Here is a 23,762-nt window from a genome sequence, read left to right as displayed (position 1 = left end):
TTCCACCTCCTAAACTTAATATAATTTGTTTTCTTCGGACTTTTTAGGAATAAAATCATCAGCTCTGGAAACATAATGTGTATGCAGAAGTTCTTCTGCTTTTTCGCTCATCGGAGCGGTTAAGAAATCGGCATAGATTTGTTTGATCTCGGGATTATCGTGACTATTGCGCAGTTTTGCCTTCGCATCAATATTGTATAAAGATGCAGCACGTCGATTGCGATCTTCGTCTGAAGGAGGTGATGAAGCACGGGGCTGGCCGCCGCCATATTCGCAGCCTCCGGGACAAGCCATTATTTCCATGAAAGCCCAGGGAGCATGACCTGCTTTCATCTGATCCATTACCTTTCTGGCATTAGCCAGACCGGAAATTACAGCAACTTTTACATCTCCAACACCTGGAATATTAACTGCTGCTTCTTTAACACCCTGCATTCCTCTTACCGGGGTTAAATTCCAAAGCGCCGCGGGTGGCTGTTGCCCAGTTATCAGATAATAGGCAGAACGTACTGCAGCTTCCATAACGCCACCGGTCGTGCCGAAAATTACTCCTGCACCTGTTCCGGTACCCATCAACTTATCATACTCCTCTTCTGGAAGAGAGGCGAAATCGATACCGGATCGCTTGATCATTCTGGCAAGTTCCCTTGTTGTAAGAACTACATCTACATCAGGGGAAACTTTACTGTCATTTAACTCTTTACTGGCTGAATTCATTTCCGGGCGTTGACATTCAAATTTCTTGGCTGTACAAGGCATGATGGCAACTGAAAAGATCTTTTTAGGATCTACTTCTTTCTTTTCTGCGAAATAGGTTTTAATTAAAGCCCCTTCCATCTGCTGAGGAGACTTGGCTGATGATAAATTAGGAATAAGCTCAGGATAAAAATATTCCACAAACTTAACCCAGCCCGGGCAGCATGATGTCATCTGCGGAATAGGGTGATGCAATTCGCCAGTGACACGCTTAACAAGCTCTGTGCCTTCTTCCATAATGGTCAGGTCAGCTGTAAAGTTAGTATCAAAAACTACGTCAAACCCTAATTTTCTCAAGGCGGCAACTTGTTTGCCCTGAACATTAGTTCCTACAGGCATACCAAATTCTTCGCCCAGACCAATACGAGTTGCAGGCGCAGTCTGCACTACAACTGTGACGTTTGGATCTGCGAGAGCTTTGAATACTTTATTAACATCATCCCGTTCCGAAATTGCTCCGGATGGGCACCATTGAATACATTGGCCACAATTTACACAAACGAATTCCTTTTTAATGGGTAGTTCATAATTTCCAAAAACCGATTGAATTTTCTCACATACTTCAATACATTGGCCACAAAGAATACACTTTTGGTCATCTCTGACAATAGCCGGGTTCTCTGGATCAATTGGAACGCGACCGCGAACGCTGGTTGGCCAGTTGCCTGGTGCATTGTATTGGGTCGGCATCCAGCCGTTTCCACCAATTGCTTTATCGGGTGTAATCGGTTTGCCACAACCAGTCAAGTTTAACGTAACACCGACTAAACTTGCTCCTCCAACAAACTTAAGGAAAGAACGTCTGGACAAACTTTTTACTCGTCCTACTTTGCTTGCCATGTGTTTTACCACCTTTTTTTATTGAACTCTCTTTGCAAACATTATTTGAATATTTTTAGAATTGTCTAACAGGTGAAAATATTCACTTGTTTTTGTGAACTTTTACACTTATGTACCCCATATGATTTGAACAAAAAAACAATGAATCATTTGTTAAACTAATCTCTGACATGGGTAATAACTTTTTCTTATAGATACACTTTTTGAGGAAATTTAGTATAGAGCTCCTTTCTTACGAAATGCTTTGAGTATAACTCATCTCTTTTATTTTAATATCTGAATACCATCTGTCACGTTAAAGTACATAAAAAAAGTCTTTTGTCTATAAATAAAACATTTAGAAACTTTAAACTAATTTTCAACTTGTAATTTAAAAAGATGCTCAAAGGGCCTTTCAAACAGTGGTAAACATGTTAACATGTAAGCCGTAATATTCATTATAATAGTTAAAAAGAAACCTAAGAGTTAACTTGAGCAGAGCATTGTTTTTAAGAATGCCATGAACCACAGCCACAATATTCAGTCTATCCTGTGCTTCTTTCCTATGATTAAAGTTTTTTTAGTAAACAGCAAAATATCCTTATTGATAAGCATAAAAGGAAGCGGTGCCTTTAAAACACCACTTCCCATAGCCTAAATTTATACAAAGTTCAATTATCGAGCATATGTTAATCTTATTGCTCAAATAAGCCGTAGCAGCAAATCTTAGCCATATCCTCGTCACTTTCCTTCATACATTCTATCAGTACTTTATAAAGTCCCCTGCTCCAAAGACAAAAACACCATTCGCGCTTAAGTCTGCATCTATCAACAGAGTACACGAGAATTTAACCTATTATAAACTTTTCGTTTCGTCATACAAATAATCAACCACCGTCTCAAGGGGGTCGATATTGCCATCCTTAACTTTATAATCCAACTTCTTCCCAACAAGACCTGAGAGCAATAGCGCTATTTTTTTGTTTATATCGTTAAAGAGCGGGGGAATATCGTGTTCAACAACTTGAATGATTCCTTCAGAATTGATTTTTAACTTACAAAGTAAGTCTGCTGCATCCCACTTATCTTCATTGTAGTAGTCCTTAAAAACGAAGGTCATGACTCCATCCTCTTCGAACATTTCAGAATCTACATAGCCTTCCACAGGCATAACTTCTTTCAGCATCTTCTTCAATTCTTCGAGTTCAATCGTTGACTCTTCAAAGTAACTATCTTTAACCTTTTGGATAAAACTATTTTCTTTCATATTGAACTCCTCTTTAGTCACCTTTATCTTTACTTACATTATAGGCATTCATTAAAGAAGCTATGCATGTGATCCCTCTAAAAAGATACACAAAAGAAAAGACAATCACTTTCTTAATCCCGCTCACGCTCTTACTAAGAGCTATCACTCAACCCCGATATAGCACAATCACAGTCTCCAGTGGGTCTTGGCAGTAAGATCCTACTGATAGGAGAGAATAATGATTTTGCGCAATAGTGTACCCCCTAAATTAAGGGGGTATGTTCTTTATTCAGTATCGTTTTCTTCAAGCAATCTCGTATAGTAAAATCCGCTTGTATATAATGCCCCTGCAGGGATTATGGGCAAGTACACGATCCTTAGTAATAAGGGTTGTCACAGGTGCCTCTGAGTACTTAATAAATATTGAGTCATGACCAACACATAGCCCGACTATAACATTTAAGTCTGTCTTTTCTTTATTAAGTAATTTTGCTTGCAAAACAGGATTACATATGGATTCATGACCGCCTTTTTTAATTTTAAACTTTTCGTCTATACCGATTTCTGTTTTGTCAATTGAGCTTACCTTACAGATCACACAATAACTTTCCAGCCCTTTTGAATTAAGTATTTTTGCAAACGTTTTAGCTTCACTCATTAAACCAACACAGGTTGCGATCCCAATTTTCTTTGCTCCAATTCTTTTAGCAAAGAGAACGATCTCTTCTACACGAGTTATCTTACCAAAGTATGTCCCCTCAATCTCTGCTGCCGCATGGGACAACTTAGAAACGAACTCATCGTTTAGATAAAGGCTTTTCGCTTCTTCGATCATTTCATTATCAGTATTCGTTGTAAGGCAGAATTGCGGAAAGCTTTTTTCTCTCCTATAGCAGTTAATAAGCCCGCAGTCTACGCAACTTAGATTCTTAGTTTCTTTACTCATTTTTCAAACCCCTTTTTAACCTACGTTCAATAATCGACTGATTTTATTTTCATCCCTCCTCTATTCACCAGTAGAAGTTAAACTCTCTCGAAAATTCTCCATTTTTCTTTAGTTTCCTTCTTTTTTTCAAAAAGGTTCAAGGTCTCTCAGAAATCGTCGCAGTATCTGCAGGATTTAGTTATTCAACCGCCCTGAAAGCTGATGGCACCGTATGGGCCTGGGGAAATAACTCTCATGGCCAATTAGGCGACGGAACAACGAATAATCGAGCTATACCTGTTAAAGTCTCAGGCCTTAATAACGTCAAAGTCATTACCGCAGGAAGTGGTCATACGATGGCTACACGCCAAGACGGAACTGTATGGGTTTGGGGTATCGATTGGACCAAGCCATCAAATCACTCTCCTCTCGGTTATGATATATTGATGAACCCGGTACAAGTTTCCGGCTTAACTAATGTTCAAGGAATTGCTGCCGGACCAAGTAATTATATTGCCTTAACGACTGATGGCACAATTTTAACCTGGGGTAATAATATACAAGGGGTTTTAGGAAATGATACAGGAACTAAGCTCACAACTACCCCTAGTCCGGTAGTGGACACCCTTCTTCCAACCAGTACCAGACTTGCTGGTTATGACCGATTTGATACCTCTATCGCTATTTCTCAAAAAATGTTCCCTGCCGATTTTAGTACAAATGCCGTACTTCTTGCTACCGGCTATAACTTCCCTGATGCTTTAGCCGGAGCAAGTCTTGGTGTGTTAGAAAATACGCCTCTTTTGCTGGTTGACCCTTATGGCGATAATCAGAAAACGATTGACGAGATAAAACGAGTTCTAATCCCAGAGGGTAAAATCTATATTCTTGGCGGAACAGCAGTCGTATCTTCAGCTCTTGAAGCTGAGCTAAAAGACGAGCCATATTATCACTATACTGTTCAGCGTCTTGCTGGTGTAACTAGTTATGGAACTGCTGCCAAGATTGCTAAACAAGTCAAGCCTTCTGGAGGCGGGGAAGTCATCATCGCTACCGGAGAAAATTTCCCAGATTCTCTATCGATATCCCCTTATGCTTCTGCGCTTGGTATCCCAATGGTTCTCGTTCAGAAAAACAACATCCCCTCTGAGCCTCTAGCCTATCTCACAGATCTTGAACCAACGAATATTACGATAGTTGGGGGAGTGGGTGCGGTTAGTGCTCAGGTTGAGAGACAACTCCAAGATCTTTTCCCAGATGCAAACTTCCAACGTTTTGGAGGCTTTGACCAGTATGAAACCTCAGCTATGATCGCCGATGCTCTCTTTAGTGACCTGAGTCCTAATCTTTTCGTGGCAACTGGAACAAATTTCCCAGATGCTCTAGCTGGTTCAATTTTTGCTGGTTCGATCCTATCCCCTATCGTTTTAGTTAAACCAAACGAGATCCCTGAGAAATTAAGCTCAGTCTACCTCAACACCCTTTCGCCCAAGAAAGTCGTCGTCTTAGGTAGTACAAGTGTCGTTTCTGAAAATGTATTTAGCACTCTAAAATACTTGCGCGACTAATACTACTCGTCGGACATGCTGTGCGACACGTTTCTAGGTCAATAAAATCCTTAACTTCCTGCGTCAAACTTAGTTTTCTAGTACAACATGGCTTATATCATCAAGTTCAATTACGTATAGAACTTCAGATAACACGGTTGAACTGAAGACTGACCTACAAATCATTTCAGCGGCCCTCAAATGATCATTAAAATACTGACTAACAAAGACCGATCATCATTTGATCGGTCTTTGTTATGTCGTACTGCGGTATATGTCAAGCTAGTTCTCTCTAAACCTTAAGATAAGTTGGTGTCAGGCATCAAACACCGGGTTGTGGTTTTTTAGGGAGTTATGCTCTTAAGATAGGTGTTCATATCCTTGTTTATACGCGCTGTGTAGTGCATAAAAAATTTTATAAATACCCCGGTGAAAAGGGCAGAAAATAATGTGCCAATACCAATAGGGCCTCTAAATATGAAAGCAAGTATTACAAGGACAAGGCTTACTAGTGCCCGTGAAATTGCGACATTAAGACCCGTTAATTCATTTATGACTAGCATTGACCGATCCATGGGATTTGGTGCAAAGTCGGCTTGTAAATTAACAGCAACTCCTAAACCCACAAACCCTACTCCAAGTATTAAACAAGAAGCTTGACCGAACAGTGTTATAGGACTAATTAAATCGCCCAATACAAAAAGCCAAAGGTCTATTCCCATACCAGTAATCAAAGAAGTAAGTAAGGCGAAATATTCAGGCTTTCGGCGCTGAGCAGCTGCATTAAATAATACCAGAGCTAGACCTACAACAATTTCCCAACTTCCAATCGTTAATCCAAATGTCTGAAATAATCCTACCAGGAGTGCGTCAAATGGGGAGGTTCCCATTAACGAACGAATTGTTAATGCTATCCCGAAGGTCATGATAATAATACCTGAGACGTAGAATATAAAACGCTGACGTGACTGAAACATATATTTCCTCCTCAACCTGCTGGAAATCTTAATCCCTCTCTGTGAATTCGAGGATTAATTTTTACTGATCATTTTTGTTAACTATTTCTTTCATCTGCTGTTTCGCGGCTGGAGACAATGCATCTACCAGGTAATTACGATCTATTCCCTTTACCTCTTGATATTCCTGCTTTAGTCTTTCATTAGCCCCTTCGATCTCAACCTTCAGTTCTCTGGCGGATAATAAGGCACCTCCTGCCCCCCTGATAATAAGTTGCTGTAAACCGTCTGAGGTTGCAACTGTAATATTATATTTCTTCTGATTATCATAGGCGAACTTTTCGATATACTGGTCCGCCGTTTGTGCCTCCCTGGTATATACCAAATGGATATTATGATAGTCCATTGCTTCCTCAAAATGCCCCTGAACACGGTAAGCATCAAACACAACGATAATCTGGCATTTTCGAATCCCCTGATAATTACTTAGAGTATCAATCAATTTCATTCTGGCACCATCCATATTATCGTCTGCAAGCTCTTTCAGTTCAGGCCATGCGTGGATAATATTATAACCGTCCACAAGGAGATACTCTTCTTTGTTTTCCTTCTCTCTGACATAGGTAACCGGTTCATAATAACTGTCCCGGGCTGTTTTGCGTGCTTTCCAGGCAGACTTCTTACCTTGGTTCGCATAGAAAGTGTTATTGATAATTTGGTCAATCTCCTCTAAACTGATCCACCGCTCTTCAGTGTATGAGGCCTGGTTTGGGGCTGTTTCTATCGACGAGTCTTTTTGCTGAAGATAGCTTTCAACATGCATATAATCCTTGACGGCATCCCATTCCACCAAAAAGCCCGAACCATGGGCACAGAATACCGACCCTGTCGGATTTGCCAGGTCTCTTTCCGAATCATAGCCGGTATTTTCTATGACCTCTTCTGCATTATGGCATGGCTCGTACCCTTTTAAGCTGCAAAACAACCTGCCGAGTCCTTTGGTGTAGGCCATTACCTCTTTCTGATAATTCCTCATGGTAACAACGGGAGCGCTCCCCACAAGAACCGCCATCTCGCCATTTGTTTGTGATATTTCGCATGAGCCATGCATTTTCTCAATGTCAGTCATAGCTCTTCCCACCATTTTCCCAGGCAGTTCCAGCTGAAATGCAAAATAAGGCTCCAGCAATATGGACTTAGCCTCCTTTAACCCCTGGCGCACTGCACGATAGGTAGCCTCTCTGAAGTCACCGCCATCGGTATGCTTATTGTGTGCTCGACCTGAGACTAAAGTGATTTTCATGTCTGTAATCGCTGACCCAGTTAGAACTCCTTTATGGGCCTTTTCTTCCAGATGGGATAAAATAAGTCTTTGCCAGCTTTTACTTAAGCTATCCTCACTACATTCCGCCCCAAACTGCAGACCGCTTCCCGGCTCACCCGGCGTGAGTGTCAGGTGGACCTCCGCATAATGCCGCAAGGGCTCAAAGTGCCCCACCCCTTCGACGACATTAGCAATCGTCTCCTTATAGACAATCCGTCCTGCATCGAAAGCGACATCAACACCAAAACGACTTTGTATAAGGCTCTGCAGAATCTCAATCTGTACCTCTCCCATAATCTGCGCCTGTATTTCCTGCAGCTGTTCATCCCAGACAATATGAAGTTCCGGCTCTTCTTCTTCAATCTGACGTAGCTTAGGAAGCATCACTCTTGGGTCACACCCTTGCGGCAGAATAATCTGATAGGACAGCACGGGTTCCAATACTGGAGTATCTGAAGCTTCCTCTATCCCTAAGCCTTCTCCGGGCCTGGCTTGGCTGAGTCCTGTTACTGAGCATACAGAGCCTGCCTCTATCTCATTCACCGCCTCGAATTTCTGTCCGGAATAGATACGAATTTGATTAACTTTCTCTTTCCAGATGCTATTCGTTAAGACATCTTTCACCTTGAGTCTTCCGCCTGTAAGCTTCATATACGTAAGGCGGTTCCCCTGCTCGTCTCTTGCTACTTTGAATATTTTAGCCCCGAATTGATCGGGATAAGAAGGTATCATGACATACTTCACAATACCCTGCATAAATTGCTCAACGCCCTCTAATTTTAAAGCGGAACCAAAAAAGCACGGAAAAACTTTGCGCCCAGTGACCGCTCTTTTAATCTGCGAAGTTTCAATATGTCCCGTTGCCAGAAAGGTTTCCATCATTATTTCTTCACACATAGCCAGTTGCTCGTAGAAATCGTCCGTCTGAACTTGACCAAATTCTATACACCCATCATCCAACTGATTTTTCAATTCTTTCATTAACTTGTCCTTATCCGCCCCAATCTGATCCATCTTATTGATGAATAGAAAAACCGGTATCCTATACGTGTGAAGGAGCCGCCATAGTGTTTTGGTATGCCCCTGCACCCCATCCGCACCGCTTATCACTAAAATGGCATAATCCAGCACCTGAAGTGTTCTTTCCATTTCAGCCGAGAAATCTACGTGTCCCGGGGTATCTAGTAAGGTAATCTGAGTCTCACCTATTTCGAACATCGCCTGCTTGGAGAAAATGGTGATTCCTCTTGCTCTTTCTAGATCATAGGTATCTAAATAAGCATCCTTATTGTCCACCCTGCCCAATCTGCCTATTTTTCCGCTTAGATAAAGCAGACTCTCAGATAATGTCGTCTTGCCTGCATCCACATGTGCTATTATTCCAATGACTAATTTGCCCATAATCTATTTCAAATCCTTCTGTTTGTCAGTTTCTCAAAATCACAGCCCCTTTAGGCCTGAATGTCACTTCTTCCATTATCATGATACTAGTAAGTTTGTCATTTGACAATTTTATCGTGAGAAACAAAGCCCAAAACCCTTCATCAAGCCACAGACATATGAATCTATGTGCCAATCATAAAAAACCAGTGGCTGTTGGAAAGACGACAAGAGCCTCTTTTTGGTGTCCCTAAAAACAAGTGAGAGAGTATAATTTGCAAACAGCAAATTTTACTCTCTCACTTGTTTTCGAAAGTGAAAAGGAGCCGCCTTTTCACTGAATGTCCTCAGACATCATTATGACACCCCCTGTCTTTACGTGTAGCTTTCCCGCCTTTATTAGAATAATATTAAGGAATTTGGGTTATTTACCAATTGTATTGAAGTTCTCAAGGAGCTAATATACAGTATACTTAATATTCACCTTCCGTGTGAAGTCTCTATTTATTTTGAAATTGAATGGATTCTTTCATCGAGGTTAAACAAAATCTTAGATCATTATTTCAGGCAAATTCATCTTCTTTGTTTTGTTTCTATGAAAAAAAGAACCTCCAAAACTCAATAAATTTTAGTTTTGAAGGTTTCCGTATTCATTTATAGTATATATCGTTACTAGTCTTCAGTAGTTGCATGAACTAAGGATGAATATGCGCTTATTCCAGAACTGTTTACAGCCTTTACTTTATAATAATAGGTTGTATCATCGGACAAACCATCATCGGTATAACTTGTGGTTGTAACGGTAGTAATTTTTGTAAAAGATCCAGAATAAGAGGTTGATCTATAAATATAATAGGATGTTGCATTACTAACAGAATCCCAGTCTAGGTATATTTCGCTGGAACTTTCAGCTGTCGCAGTAAGATCATCCGGTACGGACAGTTCATTAGCCTCATCAGAAGTTGTTGCATGAACTACAGATGAGTAATCGCTTGTTCCAGAACTATTAACAGCCTTTACTTTATAATAGTAGGTTGTATTATCGGACAAATCATCATCGGTATAACTTGTGGTTGTAACGGCATCAACTTTGGTGTAAGTTCCCAAAGAAGAAGTTGCTCTGTAAATATTATAGGATGTTGCATCACTAACAGAATCCCAGTCTAGGTATATTTCGCTGGAACTTTCAGCTGTCGCAGTAAGATCATCCGGTACGGACAGTTCATTAGCCTCATCAGAAGTTGTTGCATGAACTACAGATGAGTAATCGCTTGTTCCAGAACTATTAACAGCCTTTACTTTATAATAGTAGGTTGTATTATCGGACAAATCATCATCAGTATAACTTGTGGTTGTAACGGCATCAACTTTGGTGTAAGTTCCCAAAGAAGAAGTTGCTCTGTAAATATTATAGGATGTTGCATCACTAACAGAATCCCAGGCTAGGTATATTTCGCTGGAACTTTCAGCTGTCGCAGTAAGATCATCCGGTACGGACAGTTCATCAGCCTCATCAGAAGTTGTTGCATGAACTACAGATGAGTAATCGCTTGTTCCAGAACTATTAACAGCCTTTACTTTATAATAGTAGGTTGTTTCACCGGACAAATCATCATCGGTATAATTTGTGGTTGTAACGGCATCAACTTTGGTGTAAGTTCCTAAAGAAGAAGTTGCTCTGTAAATATTATAGGATGTTGCATCACTAACAGAATCCCAGGCTAGGTATATTTCGCTGGTACCTTTAACTGTTGCAGTAAAATCATCCGGTACGGATAGTTCATGTTGTTGCACCTGTTGTCCAAGTCGCCGACCAGGCTTTTGATCCTGTTGTCCAAGTCGCTGACCAGGCTTTTGATCTTGTTGTCCAAGTCGCTGACCAGGCTTTTGATCTTGTTGTCCAAGTCGCTGACCAGGCTTTTGATTAGCTTGCATGGAAGCAGCATTTGCTACTGGAACATTTGACAGTATACCCCCAGCAACTAAACATCCTACAGCTAAAACACCGACTAACGTTATTTTTCTGAGTTTGGACATTATTTTACCTCCTCTTCAAAATTATGGGTTTATTAACTAATACGTATTAATTATTCAGTTTAGGTGGGTGTATTGGAAAAAGGCATATTAATAACCTTAAAAGCCAGTTATTTAAAAATATTCATTCCAAAGTCCGTTTTTCTCAAATAACGTCGATCCTTTAGTATGGTGTTTGTTTCGGGCTTTCCTAATCCTTATATATGTATCCAAATTTCGCATAGCACTCAGTACCATACTTTTTGGTAAGATTTTTAATCTCAATTACATTCATAATAAGAGCCTCCTTTATATAATTCGTTTATTTTAAGAGCAAGGTACTTTATTACTAACTAACCGGACAGTCAGTAGTAGTGCAAAGAATTTACCTCTTTTATAATCGATAATGATTCCCATAGGTAGTTTTATAGCTTTTTATAAATGCGTCTTTAAATTCTTCATCCGACATATGATAATGTTCTTTCCACTCATCAAAGTAGATGACAAAGCTAAGCACTGGCATTAGTCCAGCAAAAAATCGATCCACCAATGCTCCATTATCAATTTGCAGTTTTACTCCATTTTGTTCTATAACATCCGATATGCTGTCTGCTCCCTTATCGGTCAATAAATTAGTGGCTCTAAAAATAAGGGAACTGTGGTCGCCTTACGCAGATGGCTAGCAGAACATCATCCATTCCTTTCTTTATGATATACTGAAGAAGTTATTAAAATCAAAGTGCACGGTAAAAGCTGAACGATTCCAAACTTTAATAATCTTGTGCAGGAGGTGGGCGCAATCAAAAATATATTGATTATTGAAGATGATCTATCATTAAGTAACGGCATATCGCTTGCCCTCAAAGACAGTGAATTTGCGTTTATTCAAGCACAGGATTTGCGTTCCGCAGAGCAGAACCTGGAGAACCTTCCTTTTGATTTGATTGTTCTTGATATCAATCTGCCCGACGGTAACGGGCTCGATTTTCTGAAAAAGCTTCGCCAATCATCCGCTGTACCCGTGATCATTCTGACCGCCAACGATATGGAAACGGATGTGGTGTCAGGTCTGGAATTAGGAGCAGACGATTATATTACCAAGCCCTTTAGCTTGATGATCTTACGGGCAAGGGTAAATGCTTGCTTAAGAAAAAGCAACCCTGCTTCATCCGATACCATGCAGATTGACGGTTTTCTGTTTTCCTTTGGCAGGATGGAGTTTTCCAAAAATGGTGCGCCCCTTGAACTAAGCAAAACCGAACAAAAGCTGCTCCGCATTTTAATCGAAAACAGAGGCTATACCCTGGCAAGGGCTCAATTGGTTGATGTGATTTGGACGGACGGTGCCGAATATGTGGACGAAAACGCTCTCTCAGTTACGATAAAACGCTTGCGCGACAAGTTGGAAGACACCCCATCCTCGCCTAAATATATCAAAACAATTTACGGTACCGGCTACACATGGGCGTTAAAGTGATGGACAAGTCGAATTTGATTTATGTTACAGCTGCTATTACTGGGGTTGTCGCTGCCGCTATAGCTGTTCTCCTTTATCGCAGAAGAATGCGGCAGATCATGGCAAAGCTAAATACTATGCTAATCTGCGCTATAGACGGTGATTTTTCCGAAAGCATTTTTGACGAATCTACTCTATCTGCCCTGGAAGCCAAAATGGCACGGTTTTTGTCCTCCTGTGCAGTGTCCTCTAAAAACCTGATCAAGGAAAGGAATAAAATAAAAGGTCTGATTTCAGACATATCCCACCAGACCAAAACACCTATTGCCAACATTTTGCTTTACTCACAGCTGCTGAAGGAACATGAATTGCCGGAGGATTGTGCCGTATGTGTAAAAGCCTTATCTACGCAAGCTGAAAAGCTGAATTTCCTAATAGGAGCCCTGGTGAAAACTTCTCGGTTGGAAACCGGGATCATCACCATCAATCTTAAAAAGGAAGCAGTACAAAAGCTGCTGGACGCTGCTATAGCGCAAATTAAGCCAAAATCTGCGGCCAAAGAAATCACTGTTGTCGTGGATTCAACCGACTGCACCGCCTATTTTGATTTCAAATGGACAACCGAGGCAGTATATAATGTCATCGATAATGCGGTTAAATATTCCCCTGCCCAAAGCACCATCAAAATTAAAGCTACGCCCTATGAGCTGTTTAACCGGATCGACATTACCGATCAAGGTATTGGGGTTGCCGAGGAGGAACACAGCAAAATCTTCTCGCGTTTTTATCGCTCTGCTGCAGTTAGCTGTCAAGAGGGAGTAGGAATTGGCCTGTTTTTAGCACGAGAGATCATTTCGTCCGGCGGAGGCTATCTCAAAGTGTCCTCAAAATTGGGGCAAGGCGCTACTTTCTCGATTTTTCTTCCAACAGAAAAACGATGAATCTTTCAAAACTGTTAGATTTGAGAAAGAATGTGGAAAGATTGATTTGCTAGAGTGTCTGTATCATAGAAAACTGTGATACAGAACTTTTTTTTGGGGAGGAAACCAAAATGACCATCTTAGAAACAATAGACTTGAAAAAGCAATACGGCAGCGGTGAAACGGCTGTCCATGCGCTGGCTGGCGTGAACCTGTCTGTAGAAACCGGAGAATTCGCAGCCATCGTTGGTACCTCCGGCAGCGGGAAATCCACCCTGCTCCATATGCTAGGCGGTCTTGACCGTCCTACCAGCGGAAGAGTGATTGTAGATAACAAAGAAATATTTTTGCTGAAAGATGAAGAGTTGACCATTTTTCGACGTCGCAAAATCGGTTTTGTATTTCAAAACTATAACCTAGTACCGGTGCTGAATGTCTATGAAAACATCGTCCTGCCCACCCAGCTCGACGGCAACGAGCCGGATGAAAGCTATGTAACGCAGATCATCGAAACGCTGGGACTGGAAAACAAGCTGCAGAACCTGCCGAACAACCTTTCCGGCGGTCAGCAGCAGCGGGTTGCCATTGCCAGAGCGCTGGCTTCCAAGCCGGCAATTGTCCTCGCCGATGAGCCAACCGGCAACTTAGACAGCAGGACCAGCCAGGATGTCCTGGGCCTGCTTAAAGTGACGGTTGAGAAATTCAAGCAGACCATTGTGATGATCACCCATGACGAAGAAATTGCTCAGCTTGCAGACCGCATCATCCGTATTGAGGACGGAAAAATAGCAGGCGGTGAGCACACATGATCAAAGTCAGAAACAAAAAAGCGATCCGCAATCTGGCCGACAAGAGCTTTCGGGCCAACAAAATACGCAACATCTTTGCTGTGATTGCTATCGCGCTGACTGCGCTCTTGTTCACCAGCATTTTTACGATGGGATTTGGCGCTGTGGAAAGTATGCAACGGGCCAGCATGGCTATGTCCGGCGGAGATGGCCATGCCGTCATCAAATATGTTACCGATCAAGAGTATGAGGGTGTGAGCAAGCATCCACTTATCAAGGAAATGGCCTACTGCCGGATACTTGGCGACAGCGTTGATAATGAAAACCTCATCAAGCGGCGTACGGAGTTTTGGTATTATGATGACACGGGCCTGAAATTCGGTTTTGCCGAACCGACAGGTGGACACAAGCCACAGGCCGAAAATGAGGTACTTGCCGATACCAAGACGCTGGAGCTGATGGGGGTTCCACTGGAAGTAGGCGCACCGCTCAGCTTGGAGCTTAGCGTCCACGGTAAGCAGGTAAAGCGTGATTTCGTGTTGGCGGGCTGGTGGGAAAGCGACCCGGGCTTCAATATTGGGCAGATTTTTTCCTCTCGCGCTTATGTGGACGCCCATCTAGATGAACTGCAAAACACTTATTATCAAGACTCTTCACTCACAGGTGCTGTCAATGGGTATATCAAATTTGAAAACAGTCTGAACATCGAGAGGGATTTGGAAAGGGTTTTGACCGAAAGCGGATTCTCTATTGAAGAGGGTTCACCCAATTACATGGCGACAGGCGTCAACTGGGCTTATATGTCCACAGGCGTCGCGCTCGATGCCGGAACGATCATAGGGCTGGCCAGCGCCCTCCTGCTGTTTGTATTCACTGGTTATTTAATTATCTACAATATCTTTCAAATCTCCGTTTTGCGGGATATTCGTTTCTACGGTCTTCTGAAAACTGTCGGCACCACCGGCCGACAGCTGCGCACCATCATCCGCCGTCAGGCACTTATGCTCTCGTTGATCGGCATTCCTCTTGGTTTGCTAGGCGGTTTCTTTGTGGGCAAGGCACTGGTGCCGACCTTGATGGCACAATCCACCTACGCAGGCAGTGCCGTGTCCGTATCGCCCAATCCACTCATTTTTGCAGGTGCTGCTGTTTTTGCCTTGCTTACCGTATTGATTAGCACCTATAAGCCGGGAAAGATGGCGGCAAAGGTATCTCCTGTCGAAGCGGTGGGTTACACCGATAACGTTCAGGGTAATAGAAAAAAACTGAAGAAGTCCAAAAATGGCGCCAAACCAAAACGTATGGCTCTGGCAAACCTCGGTCGCAATAAAAAACGCACCCTTCTGGTGATCCTGAGCTTAGGCCTGAGCATTGTGCTTACCAACACAGTATTCACCCTATCTCAGAGTGTGGACGTCAACAAAGCTCTTGAAAACTTCTGCGATTCAGACTTCTTGATTGGCCATGCCGATCTGTTCAATAACCAATACGACGGTGAGGAAAGTGCCTTGAGCGAGAGGTTCATCGCTGCCGTAAGTGGTCAAAAAGACTTTGAGACAGGAGGACGTTTGTATGGCTCCTGGGGCAGCTATCAAAGCGAAACCTCCGCGCAGACCATGAACCGACAACCGGATGGTTCATTCTCAACAGCCCTATACGGCCTTGACAAATTTCCCTTTAGCCGTCTGCGCCTTGTGGATGGTGAACTTGACGCCGACAAGCTCGCCACAGGCAACTATATCCTGGAGGGAGTAGCGACAGATGATCACGGCAACGTGGAAATGAACAGTGCCAACCACAAGGTTGGGGATGTGCTTAGGCTGACCTGCGGCGATAAGGTGCGGGAGATGACCGTGCTTGGCCATGTGATTGAGAACCCCAACACCAATACAGACGGCAGCTGGCTGGGTTCCATCTTCTTTTTGCCGAGTGAGGTGTACAAAGAACTAACCGGCAAAACCTATGTTATGAGCTACGCTTTTAACATTAGCGATGATCAAGAGGCCGGTATGGAAACCTTTTTGAAACAGTATACAGACAGCGTTGAGCCGACCATGAATTACAAGTCTAAGTTTACTGCGCTGGCGGGCTTGAAGGGCATACAGAACACGGCCGTTTTGATTGGCGGTGCCTTAGCGCTGATCATCGGACTCATTGGGGTGCTGAACTTTATCAACGCTATTTTGACCAGTATCCTGACCCGTCGCAAAGAATTTGCTATGCTGCAAAGCATTGGCATGACGCGTAAACAGCTTGTGAAAATGTTGTGTTTTGAAGGCAGATATTATGCAACTTTGACGGCAACGAGTTCTGTTGTCTTGAGTATCGCTTGCTCGCTGCTGATTGTGCGCCCGCTGTGCGGGCAAATCTGGTTTACCAGTTATCACTTTGTTTTCTGGCCGTTGCTGATTGTTTTGCCATTGCTGTTTGTCCTGGGAATTTTCGTTCCTTTGATTGCTTATCACACAACAGATAAGCAGAGTATTGTAGAACGATTGCGAGAAACTGAGTCATGAGTATTCAACCGCATTGTTATGCTATCTCATGGATAAAGCGCTGCCATCCATGGCAGCGCTTTTATACGTCTTTTGTCATTTTATCACACTCCTGAAGTTTACCTTTTACAGTATCACCATAAGATATCCCTAGTGTTTTCACCTTGAGACGGATTCCGCAATATCTGCTTTAAGGAATACGACTTATTCTGTTCAAAGATTCTGCCATTACCTGAATAAATTTTTCCGGATGCTCAAAATGAATATCGTGGCCAGATTTTTTGTTGTCATCTCATTTTCTTTGATAAGGCTATGCACCTTTTCAGCTTGTTCAGGTCAAGCCCCTGCCCGTTTATCAGCAGCGTTCTTACCAGGAACGGGAGATCTGATACCTTTGAAAAATGCGGTTTTGCCCATATAGACCTCATTTCCGAGAGGAAAATCCACTATATTGGCAACCTCAAGTGAAATAATTGATCCATCAAGGAGCTGTGCTGTGAGCGTATCGCCGACATCCACACCAAGAGCGGCCGCCATCCTTGGAGTGATAAAGGCCCCATCCTCTGGGAAATGGACCGAGTTGCCCTTTGTGTCCTTGAAGCCCAAGCTTTTTTGTCCTTCGTCCATCACGACAAGATAGGGGCTTTGCACATTACCGTCTTCACCATAAAGATAAACACTGAACGCCATAGTGGCGTCGATATTCCGCGCACTGTTTAGCGTATCATAAATATCGGAAAGCTGTTCGCCGGTCGAGGGGGTTCGGAGTTTAATCTCCACATTATACTGCACTGTTTCATCAAACGCCTTGTCGAGCATCGCGTTAATAGAATTCATCAGCCCGAAGCCGCACAGAATCAGGGAAGTGGAACCGATAATACCGACTAGCCCCATGAGCATCCGTGCCTTGTTACGGAACAGATTTCTTGTCACAATTTTTCCGCTGAAGCTTAAGCGTCTCCAAAATGGCGTGATTCGTTCCAGCAGAATCCGGTGACCATGTGCCGGCGGCTTTGGCCGCATAAGTGAAGCAGGTGTCAATTTTAGTAATTTACGGCAGGAGAGCATCGCGGCGCCGCAGGTAACCGCCGCCACGCAGAGCACCGACAAAAAGAAATGCAGCGTAAAGGGCGTGACACCAGTCGCGTCTATTGTGTAATAGGTAATCCCAATACCATACAGGAATTCCGCAATCAGGTACCTGGCAATGACCCATCCTAAAATCATACTTGGAATGGTGATCAACCCCCCGAAAAGCGCGTACCGTCCTGTGATTTCCTTTTTGGAGTAGCCCAGCGAACGAAGTGTTCCCAAATGCTGGCGTTGATTCTCCATCATACGGGATACAGTAATCCAGGTCACTAGGGCCGCTGTCAGGAAAAAGGCGATGGAAAACAATAGCCCGATTTGTTTTACACCGGTCATAGCGTCCGCAACCTTCCGGTAGCTGGTCTGATGATGGCGGCTAAGGATATTGGCTCCCTCAAGCGTTTTGCGTACTTTGTTCGAAATTTCTTCCTGTGAAAGATTTGATGCTTCATGAACAGTCAAGACGATTTCATTGAAAGCCACATCCGGCAGAGCGGAAGCGTTTGTGTAGGCAAATCCGTATTTGTGGTATTCCGGGACTGTTAACCCTTCCGGGGCGTAGTAAACGTATTCCACATCCCGGATAATCCCTTTGATCAGCCACTCTTTCTGCCTTTCACTTTCCCCGGTGGTAATAATGTCACCTACGGACAGGTCGTGTGCTTCGGCAAAGCGGCTGTCCAGCAAAAGAGCGTTTGTTTCGCTTCCGTCAAGCAGATTTCCTTCGAGAAGCTCCGGCACATTGATTATGGCCGCTTCATCAACAGCATGGATATGCAGAACCGCACCTGATGCTCCTGGCAGTGAAATGTCCGTTACTTTCCGACGCTGCGCTTCTTGAATATCGGTCAATGACCGTATGTTATTCAAATCGGAATCGGAAACCTCCACCTTGTAAATCCAGTAATCAGCAAGATTTGCCTGTTCGTAATAATCGGCCACTTCGTTTTTAACCGTACTCACATACAAGTTGATGCCGCTGAACAGGGCAATCCCCAGGGAACAAATACACACAATGGCCAAAAACGCCCAGCGGTTTTCCTTAATATCCCGTAAAATCTTTTTTTGCAGCATCGTTACCATTTGATTCCCTCCAGATCGGCGGGAGAATCCTGCACGCTCTCTTGGACTACCCTGCCGTTTTTCATTTCAATCAGCCGGTCGGCAATGGGTGCGACCAGAGAATTATGGGTGATGATAATCACCGTTTTTCCCACTTGCGGCTGATGTCAGACAAAACCCTGAGAACGGTTTTGCCCGTTTCGGTATCCAAGGCACCGGTGGGCTCGTCACAGAGCAACAGGTCCGGTTTTTTGCAGATAGCCCTCGCAATGGCGACGCGCTGCTGTTCTCCGCCGGAAAGCTGCGCCGGGAAATTGTGAATCCTGTCCTTTAAGCCAACAATACCCAGGGCCTCTTCCGGCTCCAGCGGTGATCTGCAAACCTGCTTGGCCAGCTCCACGTTTTCCGCCGCAGTCAGATTCGGGATCAGATTATAAAATTGAAAAACAAAGCCAATTTTGTATCGCCGGTAGTCGGTCAATTCCAAATCGTTCATGACCGTAATATCCTTGCCGTCAAAAAGAATTTTCCCGGACGTGGCGTTCTCCATGCCGCCCAAAAGGTTGAGCACCGTGGTCTTGCCTGCGCCGGAGGGTCCGAGAATAATGCCAAGCTCACCGTTCCGGACCTGAAACGACACCTTCTTTGCAGCCTGGATAGTGATTTCTCCTATTTGGTAATCCTTGCTCACATTATCAAAAATAACGTCCGCCATATCTCTGCTCCTCTCAAATTATGAACTTTATAACCGTTTTTGGTTTATATATTACCATACCCTCGTTGACGCGTCAACGAGGGTATGGTAATATTATTTACGTTTAAGGTTTATATAGTTCATATTTCGGGGAGGTGATTTGATGGACGGATTTGAAAAGAGAAGAAACGATAAAAAAGCCATAATCCTGCAAACGGCTTTAGAGCTGTTCGGTAAATACGGCTTTGAGAAAGTAACCGTAACCGAAATCGCCGAAAAAGCCCACGTCTCCAAGGTATCCATTTATAACTTTTTTGAGAGCAAAGACAATCTGCGCCGAATCATCGTTAAAAACATTTTAGATGAAAGCCTGAATGAGACAAAAGCACTGGTTGAAAAAGAGTGTAGTTTCATTGACAAGATGAGGGAATACCTGGAAAACAGAATTATCTATGAAAACCGGTACAACATGGATTTCTTTTTTGAAGCCGTGGAAAGCGATCCTGTTCTCCGACAGTATCTCGATGATTTCAATATAGAAAACAAACGCCTGATTTCCTGTCTCATCAAAGAGGGAAAGAAAATCGGCTATTTTTCAGCGGATATTTCCGACACTGCGATAGAAATCTATATCGACATCTTCTACCACTATTTCCTCCATAACAGAAAAATCCGCCCAACCCTTGAGCAGAACCCCAAACTGGCAGAGGAAATCAACCTGCTGTTTCTGAACGGGCTCATCAGACATAGGGAGCAATAGACGTCCGCCATTATGGCTGCTTTATATGCAAAGAGGCTTGATTGTCCTAATCAAGCCTCTTTATTTTTTTGCCTAATTCACATGCACTCAACAGCAATTCATTTAAGCTGCTGATTATTCCGGAAAAAATCGTTCCAAGGATCATTGCCTCCGATCCTCCGGAGCGCCTCCGCCATATTGACACCGTCAGGAGCCACCGTGTCCAGTTCAGCCCAGGCGATGGGCATGGAAACCCCGGCCCCGTTCCTCGCTCTCAGGGAATAGGGGGCAATGCTGGTAGCACCTCTGCCGTTGCGAATCCAGTCGATGAAGATCTTGTTGGTACGCTTAGCCTTTCTCACATTGCTTGTGTAGCGGTCAGGCCACTTCTGCTCCATCACTTCGGCGACGCGCCTGGCAAAATCGTGAAACCCATCCCAGGCTACGGCAGGTTTTAAAGGGACGACCACATGGTACCCTTTGCCGCCGCTGGTCTTGAGGTACGAGTTCAGGGAAAGATCGGCAAGAATATTTTTCACATCCAGCACACCTTGGCGCACCCTGCTCAGGTCCATTCCTTCGTCAGGATCCAGATCAAATACCATCATATCAGGCTTTTCCAGCTCGTCGACACGGCTTCCCCAGATATGAAATTCCAGGGTGCCCATTTGTGCTTCAGCGATCAGCCCGGCTGGGTTCTCAATATAGAAGTAGTCTTCCTGTTCTCCGCCGCCGGTGGAAATAGAGATGGTGACGATTCCTTTGCTGCCCGGACCGGGATGCTTCTTATAAAAGCAAGTCTGGGCTATGCCTTTGGGACAGCGGACAATGCTGAGAACCCTGTGGCTCACATAGGGCAGCATGCGCTCTGCCACCTGGGCGTAATACCGGATCACATCCACTTTGGTGATTTCCGAGTCGGCAAAGATCACTTTGTCCGGGTTGCTGATCTTGATTCCTTCAATGATGATACCGTTGGTGTTTACTTCCACAACGCTCTCCGTTTCTTTAACGGCTGATGGGGACTTTATTTTCTCATCCGCTCTATCCTCATCCGCTTTTTCCTTTTTAATATCTCTGGGATTCTTATCCCTCCGCAGGCCTTTGAAGCTTGCCTGCCTTAAGAGATGATCTGCGGTCCATTCGGCAAATTTAATTTCCGCCACCAGCTCAGGTTCAAGCCAAGTGATCTTTTCCTTCGACCTGGGCTTGGGCCCGAGTTGGAAAGGGGGCTCCCTTCTCTGTAGGCCCGCAAATTTTCCCTCCAGCTCTTTCATGTCGGCTTCCCTCAGGCCGGTGCCGGCACGTCCGGCATAGACTAATTCCCCGCCTGCATAGACGCCCAAGAGCAAGGAACTTACCCCCCTCGTTTTTCTATCGGAAAGAGTATATCCACCGATGACAAATTCCTGCCTTTTATCGCATTTTAGTTTGATCCAGTCACCGTTTCTTGCTCCGCTGTAGACGGAATCGGCTTTTTTGCCGACGATCCCTTCCATGCCTGCCTCACAGGCCGCGCGGAAACTTTCCTTGCCGTTTCCTCTCACATGCCGGCTGTAGTGGAGGTTTTCGGGGGCATCTTTCAGCAACGCTGCCAGGGTTTCCTTCCTGTCAATCAGGCGGTGTCCCCTGAGGTCCGCTCCATCCAAGGCCAGGAGATCAAAGACGATATAGGTCAGGTTATTGGCCTGGGGATTTTTCAGATAGTTCTGCAGTGCCTGAAAGTCCGTCTTGCCCGCTGCGTCCGTGATGGCCATTTCGCCGTCCAGAATCATCGCCCGGCCAACCGCCCATTCAGCGAGAGAAGAGGCGACATCCAGGAACCGCTTTGAATAATCATGGCCGTTCCTGGTGATCAGCCGGACACTGTTGCCTTCAATATAGGCCAGTATCCTGTAGCCGTCGTATTTCAACTCATAAAGCCAATCCTCACCCTTAGGATCCGTATGGACTAATTGGGCCAACTGCACGCCGGTACTGCTGAAGGGGTTCCTCGTGATCCTTTCTTCTTCCCCTTCTTCAATTTCCGTCATGGTGCGCCCGGTTCTGATGCTGGTGGTAAATTCAGAAATCCCCTCGGCAGTTTTGGCATACTCATCTTTTTCTTTAAGCAACAGCCAGTTCTCCTGCTTCTCGCCCGCTTTCCCTTTCAAACGCACCAGAGCCCACTTTCCCTTAAGCCTGCGTCCTTTCAGAACAAACTTCAGCATACCGGCACTGAGTCCTTCAGTTACATCCCCATAGGGTTCCCAGCACCCTTCATCCCAGAGCATGACCACACCGCCGCCATATTCCCCTTGGGGAATCGTCCCCTCAAAGTTTCTGTATTCCAAAGGATGCTCCTCCACCCGTACGGCGAGCCTCTTGTCACGGGTATCATAGGAAGGGCCCTTGGGCACCGCCCAGCTCAATAGAGCTCCCTCCCATTCCAGGCGGAAATCGTAGTGATCTCTGCGAGCCAGATGGTGCTGGACGACATACCTCAGACCCTCTTGGGCCACTTCTGTTATCCCTTCCGGTTCCAAGGTTCTGGCAAAATTCCTTTTTTGGTTGTATTCATTGAGTTTTGCAGTCATATAATCACGCCGGTTCCTTCTCTTTTTTGCCTTCTCAACACTGCTTTAAGTAACTCTTATTAGGGTCGATCACTTTGGCCGGAACTTGGGTTCCAAGGCGACCCTCTTACAGCAGTGGGCGCTGGTCTTCTTAAATCGGATGTGGCTATTTGTCTTCCTTATGTAACTTATTGAAATGGGATGTCATTATCCTCTGTGGCTGTGTACATTGCGATCGCGATGGGGATCGCAGCCATGCCAAAAGTTAGGAACGATTTACACGATATCATTGTGAATACACCTTCGGAACTATTGTTTCCAATTGAATTATAAGTATCCGCTTATTTCCTGGAGAGTTGGAATGAGGCCTTTCAAGCATAAATATAATAGTGATTAGAAGGAATACTATAATTATTAAATTGTTAGGAGATACAAGATGGCAATAAAATTTTATTCCTTTCTTTTACACGTTGATTTTTGCTACAATTCTCGTTGCAGTAGTACCTAAAGCTGAAATTCGCAGATTATCGATTTACGGAATTATTTTTGGGGCAATATTTGATGTTGTACTTGTTAGTATAGCAAATATTACCGAATCATTTAGGTATATTAATTATGAGCCTTTTGGACTAATAGGTATTCATTTTCTGGCACCGATTAGTTGGGCTATCTTCTTTATAATATATTTCTACTTCTTGCCGAACAAACGATCTTATATTTATCTCTACACTATTTCTGGCGTGTTTTATAGCATGATGTTTTGCCAAATGATTACGAAACTTGGCGTTTTAAAACTTTCACATGGAATAATAGACTCAATTATACCATTTGTTCTTTGGTTTCCTTTGGCTACTTGGGGTTATTTGAAATTAGTAAAAAGCTGATTGTGAACATCCTAAAAAGAATTACTTTGTAGACCTATAATGGTCTAGGAAAACTCGACAAGATTTCTTGAAAAGATAATGAACCTGATATAATAAAACCACTAAAGAAAG

Annotated in this window: 14 protein-coding genes and 3 pseudogenes; 7 read left to right on the top strand and 10 right to left on the bottom strand. The window is 43.8% G+C overall.

Annotated features, from left to right (window positions below; genetic code table 11):
* Window positions 1-15: 15 nt before the first annotated feature.
* The 3 genes and pseudogenes from M8E35_RS22805 to M8E35_RS22795 form a co-directional block, all read right to left on the bottom strand.
* Window positions 16-1,596, bottom strand: a complete 1,581-nt coding sequence (locus tag M8E35_RS22805; protein WP_252472878.1) for a [FeFe] hydrogenase, group A — start codon at window positions 1,594-1,596, stop codon at window positions 16-18.
* An 835-nt stretch (window positions 1,597-2,431) separates the two neighbouring features.
* Window positions 2,432-2,842 (bottom strand): hypothetical protein, encoded by a 411-nt coding sequence (locus tag M8E35_RS22800; RefSeq protein ID WP_252472875.1) that lies wholly within the window; start codon window positions 2,840-2,842, stop codon window positions 2,432-2,434.
* A gap of 267 nt (window positions 2,843-3,109) precedes the next feature.
* Window positions 3,110-3,770: pseudogene (locus M8E35_RS22795) on the bottom strand (DUF1847 domain-containing protein).
* Window positions 3,771-3,922: 152 nt separating this feature from the next.
* Here M8E35_RS22795 and M8E35_RS27240 point away from each other — a divergent pair.
* A pseudogene (locus tag M8E35_RS27240) lies at window positions 3,923-4,099 on the top strand (hypothetical protein); the annotation flags it as partial.
* Window positions 4,100-4,105: 6 nt separating this feature from the next.
* The gene (locus M8E35_RS22790; RefSeq protein ID WP_252472872.1) at window positions 4,106-5,317 is read left to right on the top strand and encodes a cell wall-binding repeat-containing protein; all 1,212 of its coding nucleotides are present in this window, start codon (window positions 4,106-4,108) and stop codon (window positions 5,315-5,317) included.
* A 323-nt stretch (window positions 5,318-5,640) separates the two neighbouring features.
* Here M8E35_RS22790 and M8E35_RS22785 read toward each other — a convergent pair whose 3' ends face one another.
* The 4 genes from M8E35_RS22785 to M8E35_RS22770 all read right to left on the bottom strand — a co-directional run bounded on the left by M8E35_RS22785 (window position 5,641) and on the right by M8E35_RS22770 (window position 11,597).
* Window positions 5,641-6,273, bottom strand: coding sequence for a YczE/YyaS/YitT family protein (locus tag M8E35_RS22785; RefSeq protein ID WP_252472869.1), 633 nt, complete (start codon window positions 6,271-6,273; stop codon window positions 5,641-5,643).
* A gap of 61 nt (window positions 6,274-6,334) precedes the next feature.
* Window positions 6,335-8,977, bottom strand: coding sequence for a translation factor GTPase family protein (locus tag M8E35_RS22780; RefSeq protein WP_252472866.1), 2,643 nt, complete (start codon window positions 8,975-8,977; stop codon window positions 6,335-6,337).
* Between the two features lie 651 nt (window positions 8,978-9,628).
* Window positions 9,629-10,993, bottom strand: coding sequence for a fibronectin type III domain-containing protein (locus M8E35_RS22775; RefSeq protein WP_252472863.1), 1,365 nt, complete (start codon window positions 10,991-10,993; stop codon window positions 9,629-9,631).
* A gap of 370 nt (window positions 10,994-11,363) precedes the next feature.
* Complete coding sequence (locus tag M8E35_RS22770; protein ID WP_252472852.1) at window positions 11,364-11,597, bottom strand: hypothetical protein; 234 nt, start codon at window positions 11,595-11,597, stop codon at window positions 11,364-11,366.
* Window positions 11,598-11,759: 162 nt separating this feature from the next.
* On the opposite strand from M8E35_RS22770, the gene M8E35_RS22765 reads away from it, so the two are divergent.
* From M8E35_RS22765 to M8E35_RS22750, 4 genes are all read left to right on the top strand, one after another.
* Complete coding sequence (locus tag M8E35_RS22765) at window positions 11,760-12,446, top strand: response regulator transcription factor (RefSeq protein WP_373887477.1); 687 nt, start codon at window positions 11,760-11,762, stop codon at window positions 12,444-12,446.
* The gene (locus M8E35_RS22760) at window positions 12,446-13,366 is read left to right on the top strand and encodes a sensor histidine kinase (RefSeq protein WP_252472849.1); all 921 of its coding nucleotides are present in this window, start codon (window positions 12,446-12,448) and stop codon (window positions 13,364-13,366) included. The genes M8E35_RS22765 and M8E35_RS22760 overlap by 1 nt, the downstream gene beginning before the upstream one ends.
* Before the next feature lie 110 nt (window positions 13,367-13,476).
* Window positions 13,477-14,154, top strand: a complete 678-nt coding sequence (locus tag M8E35_RS22755; protein ID WP_252472846.1) for an ABC transporter ATP-binding protein — start codon at window positions 13,477-13,479, stop codon at window positions 14,152-14,154.
* The gene (locus M8E35_RS22750) at window positions 14,151-16,649 is read left to right on the top strand and encodes an FtsX-like permease family protein (RefSeq protein ID WP_252472844.1); all 2,499 of its coding nucleotides are present in this window, start codon (window positions 14,151-14,153) and stop codon (window positions 16,647-16,649) included. The genes M8E35_RS22755 and M8E35_RS22750 overlap by 4 nt, the downstream gene beginning before the upstream one ends.
* Window positions 16,650-16,964: 315 nt before the next feature.
* Here M8E35_RS22750 and M8E35_RS22745 read toward each other — a convergent pair whose 3' ends face one another.
* Complete coding sequence (locus M8E35_RS22745; RefSeq protein WP_252472841.1) at window positions 16,965-18,800, bottom strand: ABC transporter permease; 1,836 nt, start codon at window positions 18,798-18,800, stop codon at window positions 16,965-16,967.
* A pseudogene (locus M8E35_RS22740) lies at window positions 18,794-19,494 on the bottom strand (ABC transporter ATP-binding protein). Before M8E35_RS22740 ends, M8E35_RS22745 begins: the two are co-directional and overlap by 7 nt.
* Window positions 19,495-19,636: 142 nt before the next feature.
* Between M8E35_RS22740 and M8E35_RS22735 the strand changes: the two are divergent.
* A complete protein-coding gene (locus M8E35_RS22735; protein ID WP_252472838.1) occupies window positions 19,637-20,233 on the top strand; it encodes a TetR/AcrR family transcriptional regulator in 597 nt (198 codons plus the stop codon).
* A 98-nt stretch (window positions 20,234-20,331) separates the two neighbouring features.
* Here M8E35_RS22735 and ligD read toward each other — a convergent pair whose 3' ends face one another.
* On the bottom strand, window positions 20,332-22,788 hold the full coding sequence (gene ligD, locus M8E35_RS22730) for a DNA ligase D (RefSeq protein WP_252472835.1): 2,457 nt from the start codon (window positions 22,786-22,788) through the stop codon (window positions 20,332-20,334).
* Window positions 22,789-23,762 lie beyond the last annotated feature (974 nt).

Source organism: Desulfosporosinus nitroreducens (assembly GCF_023897015.1).
In the GTDB taxonomy this organism is placed as follows: domain Bacteria; phylum Bacillota; class Desulfitobacteriia; order Desulfitobacteriales; family Desulfitobacteriaceae; genus Desulfosporosinus; species Desulfosporosinus nitroreducens.
Note: the sequence above shows the minus strand (reverse complement) of the source record. Positions and strands in the feature narration are given on the sequence as shown.

What these genes read in the sequence shown, in the direction of transcription:
- M8E35_RS22805 (WP_252472878.1), bottom strand. Translation starts at nt 1,596, where the DNA reads ATGGCAAGCAAAGTAGGACGAGTAAAAAGTTTGTCCAGACGTTCTTTC.
- M8E35_RS22800 (WP_252472875.1), bottom strand. Translation starts at nt 2,842, where the DNA reads ATGAAAGAAAATAGTTTTATCCAAAAGGTTAAAGATAGTTACTTTGAA.
- M8E35_RS22790 (WP_252472872.1), top strand. Translation starts at nt 4,106, where the DNA reads ATGGCTACACGCCAAGACGGAACTGTATGGGTTTGGGGTATCGATTGG.
- M8E35_RS22785 (WP_252472869.1), bottom strand. Translation starts at nt 6,273, where the DNA reads ATGTTTCAGTCACGTCAGCGTTTTATATTCTACGTCTCAGGTATTATT.
- M8E35_RS22780 (WP_252472866.1), bottom strand. Translation starts at nt 8,977, where the DNA reads ATGGGCAAATTAGTCATTGGAATAATAGCACATGTGGATGCAGGCAAG.
- M8E35_RS22775 (WP_252472863.1), bottom strand. Translation starts at nt 10,993, where the DNA reads ATGTCCAAACTCAGAAAAATAACGTTAGTCGGTGTTTTAGCTGTAGGA.
- M8E35_RS22760 (WP_252472849.1), top strand. Translation starts at nt 12,446, where the DNA reads ATGGACAAGTCGAATTTGATTTATGTTACAGCTGCTATTACTGGGGTT.
- M8E35_RS22755 (WP_252472846.1), top strand. Translation starts at nt 13,477, where the DNA reads ATGACCATCTTAGAAACAATAGACTTGAAAAAGCAATACGGCAGCGGT.
- M8E35_RS22750 (WP_252472844.1), top strand. Translation starts at nt 14,151, where the DNA reads ATGATCAAAGTCAGAAACAAAAAAGCGATCCGCAATCTGGCCGACAAG.
- M8E35_RS22745 (WP_252472841.1), bottom strand. Translation starts at nt 18,800, where the DNA reads ATGGTAACGATGCTGCAAAAAAAGATTTTACGGGATATTAAGGAAAAC.
- M8E35_RS22735 (WP_252472838.1), top strand. Translation starts at nt 19,637, where the DNA reads ATGGACGGATTTGAAAAGAGAAGAAACGATAAAAAAGCCATAATCCTG.
- ligD (WP_252472835.1), bottom strand. Translation starts at nt 22,788, where the DNA reads ATGACTGCAAAACTCAATGAATACAACCAAAAAAGGAATTTTGCCAGA.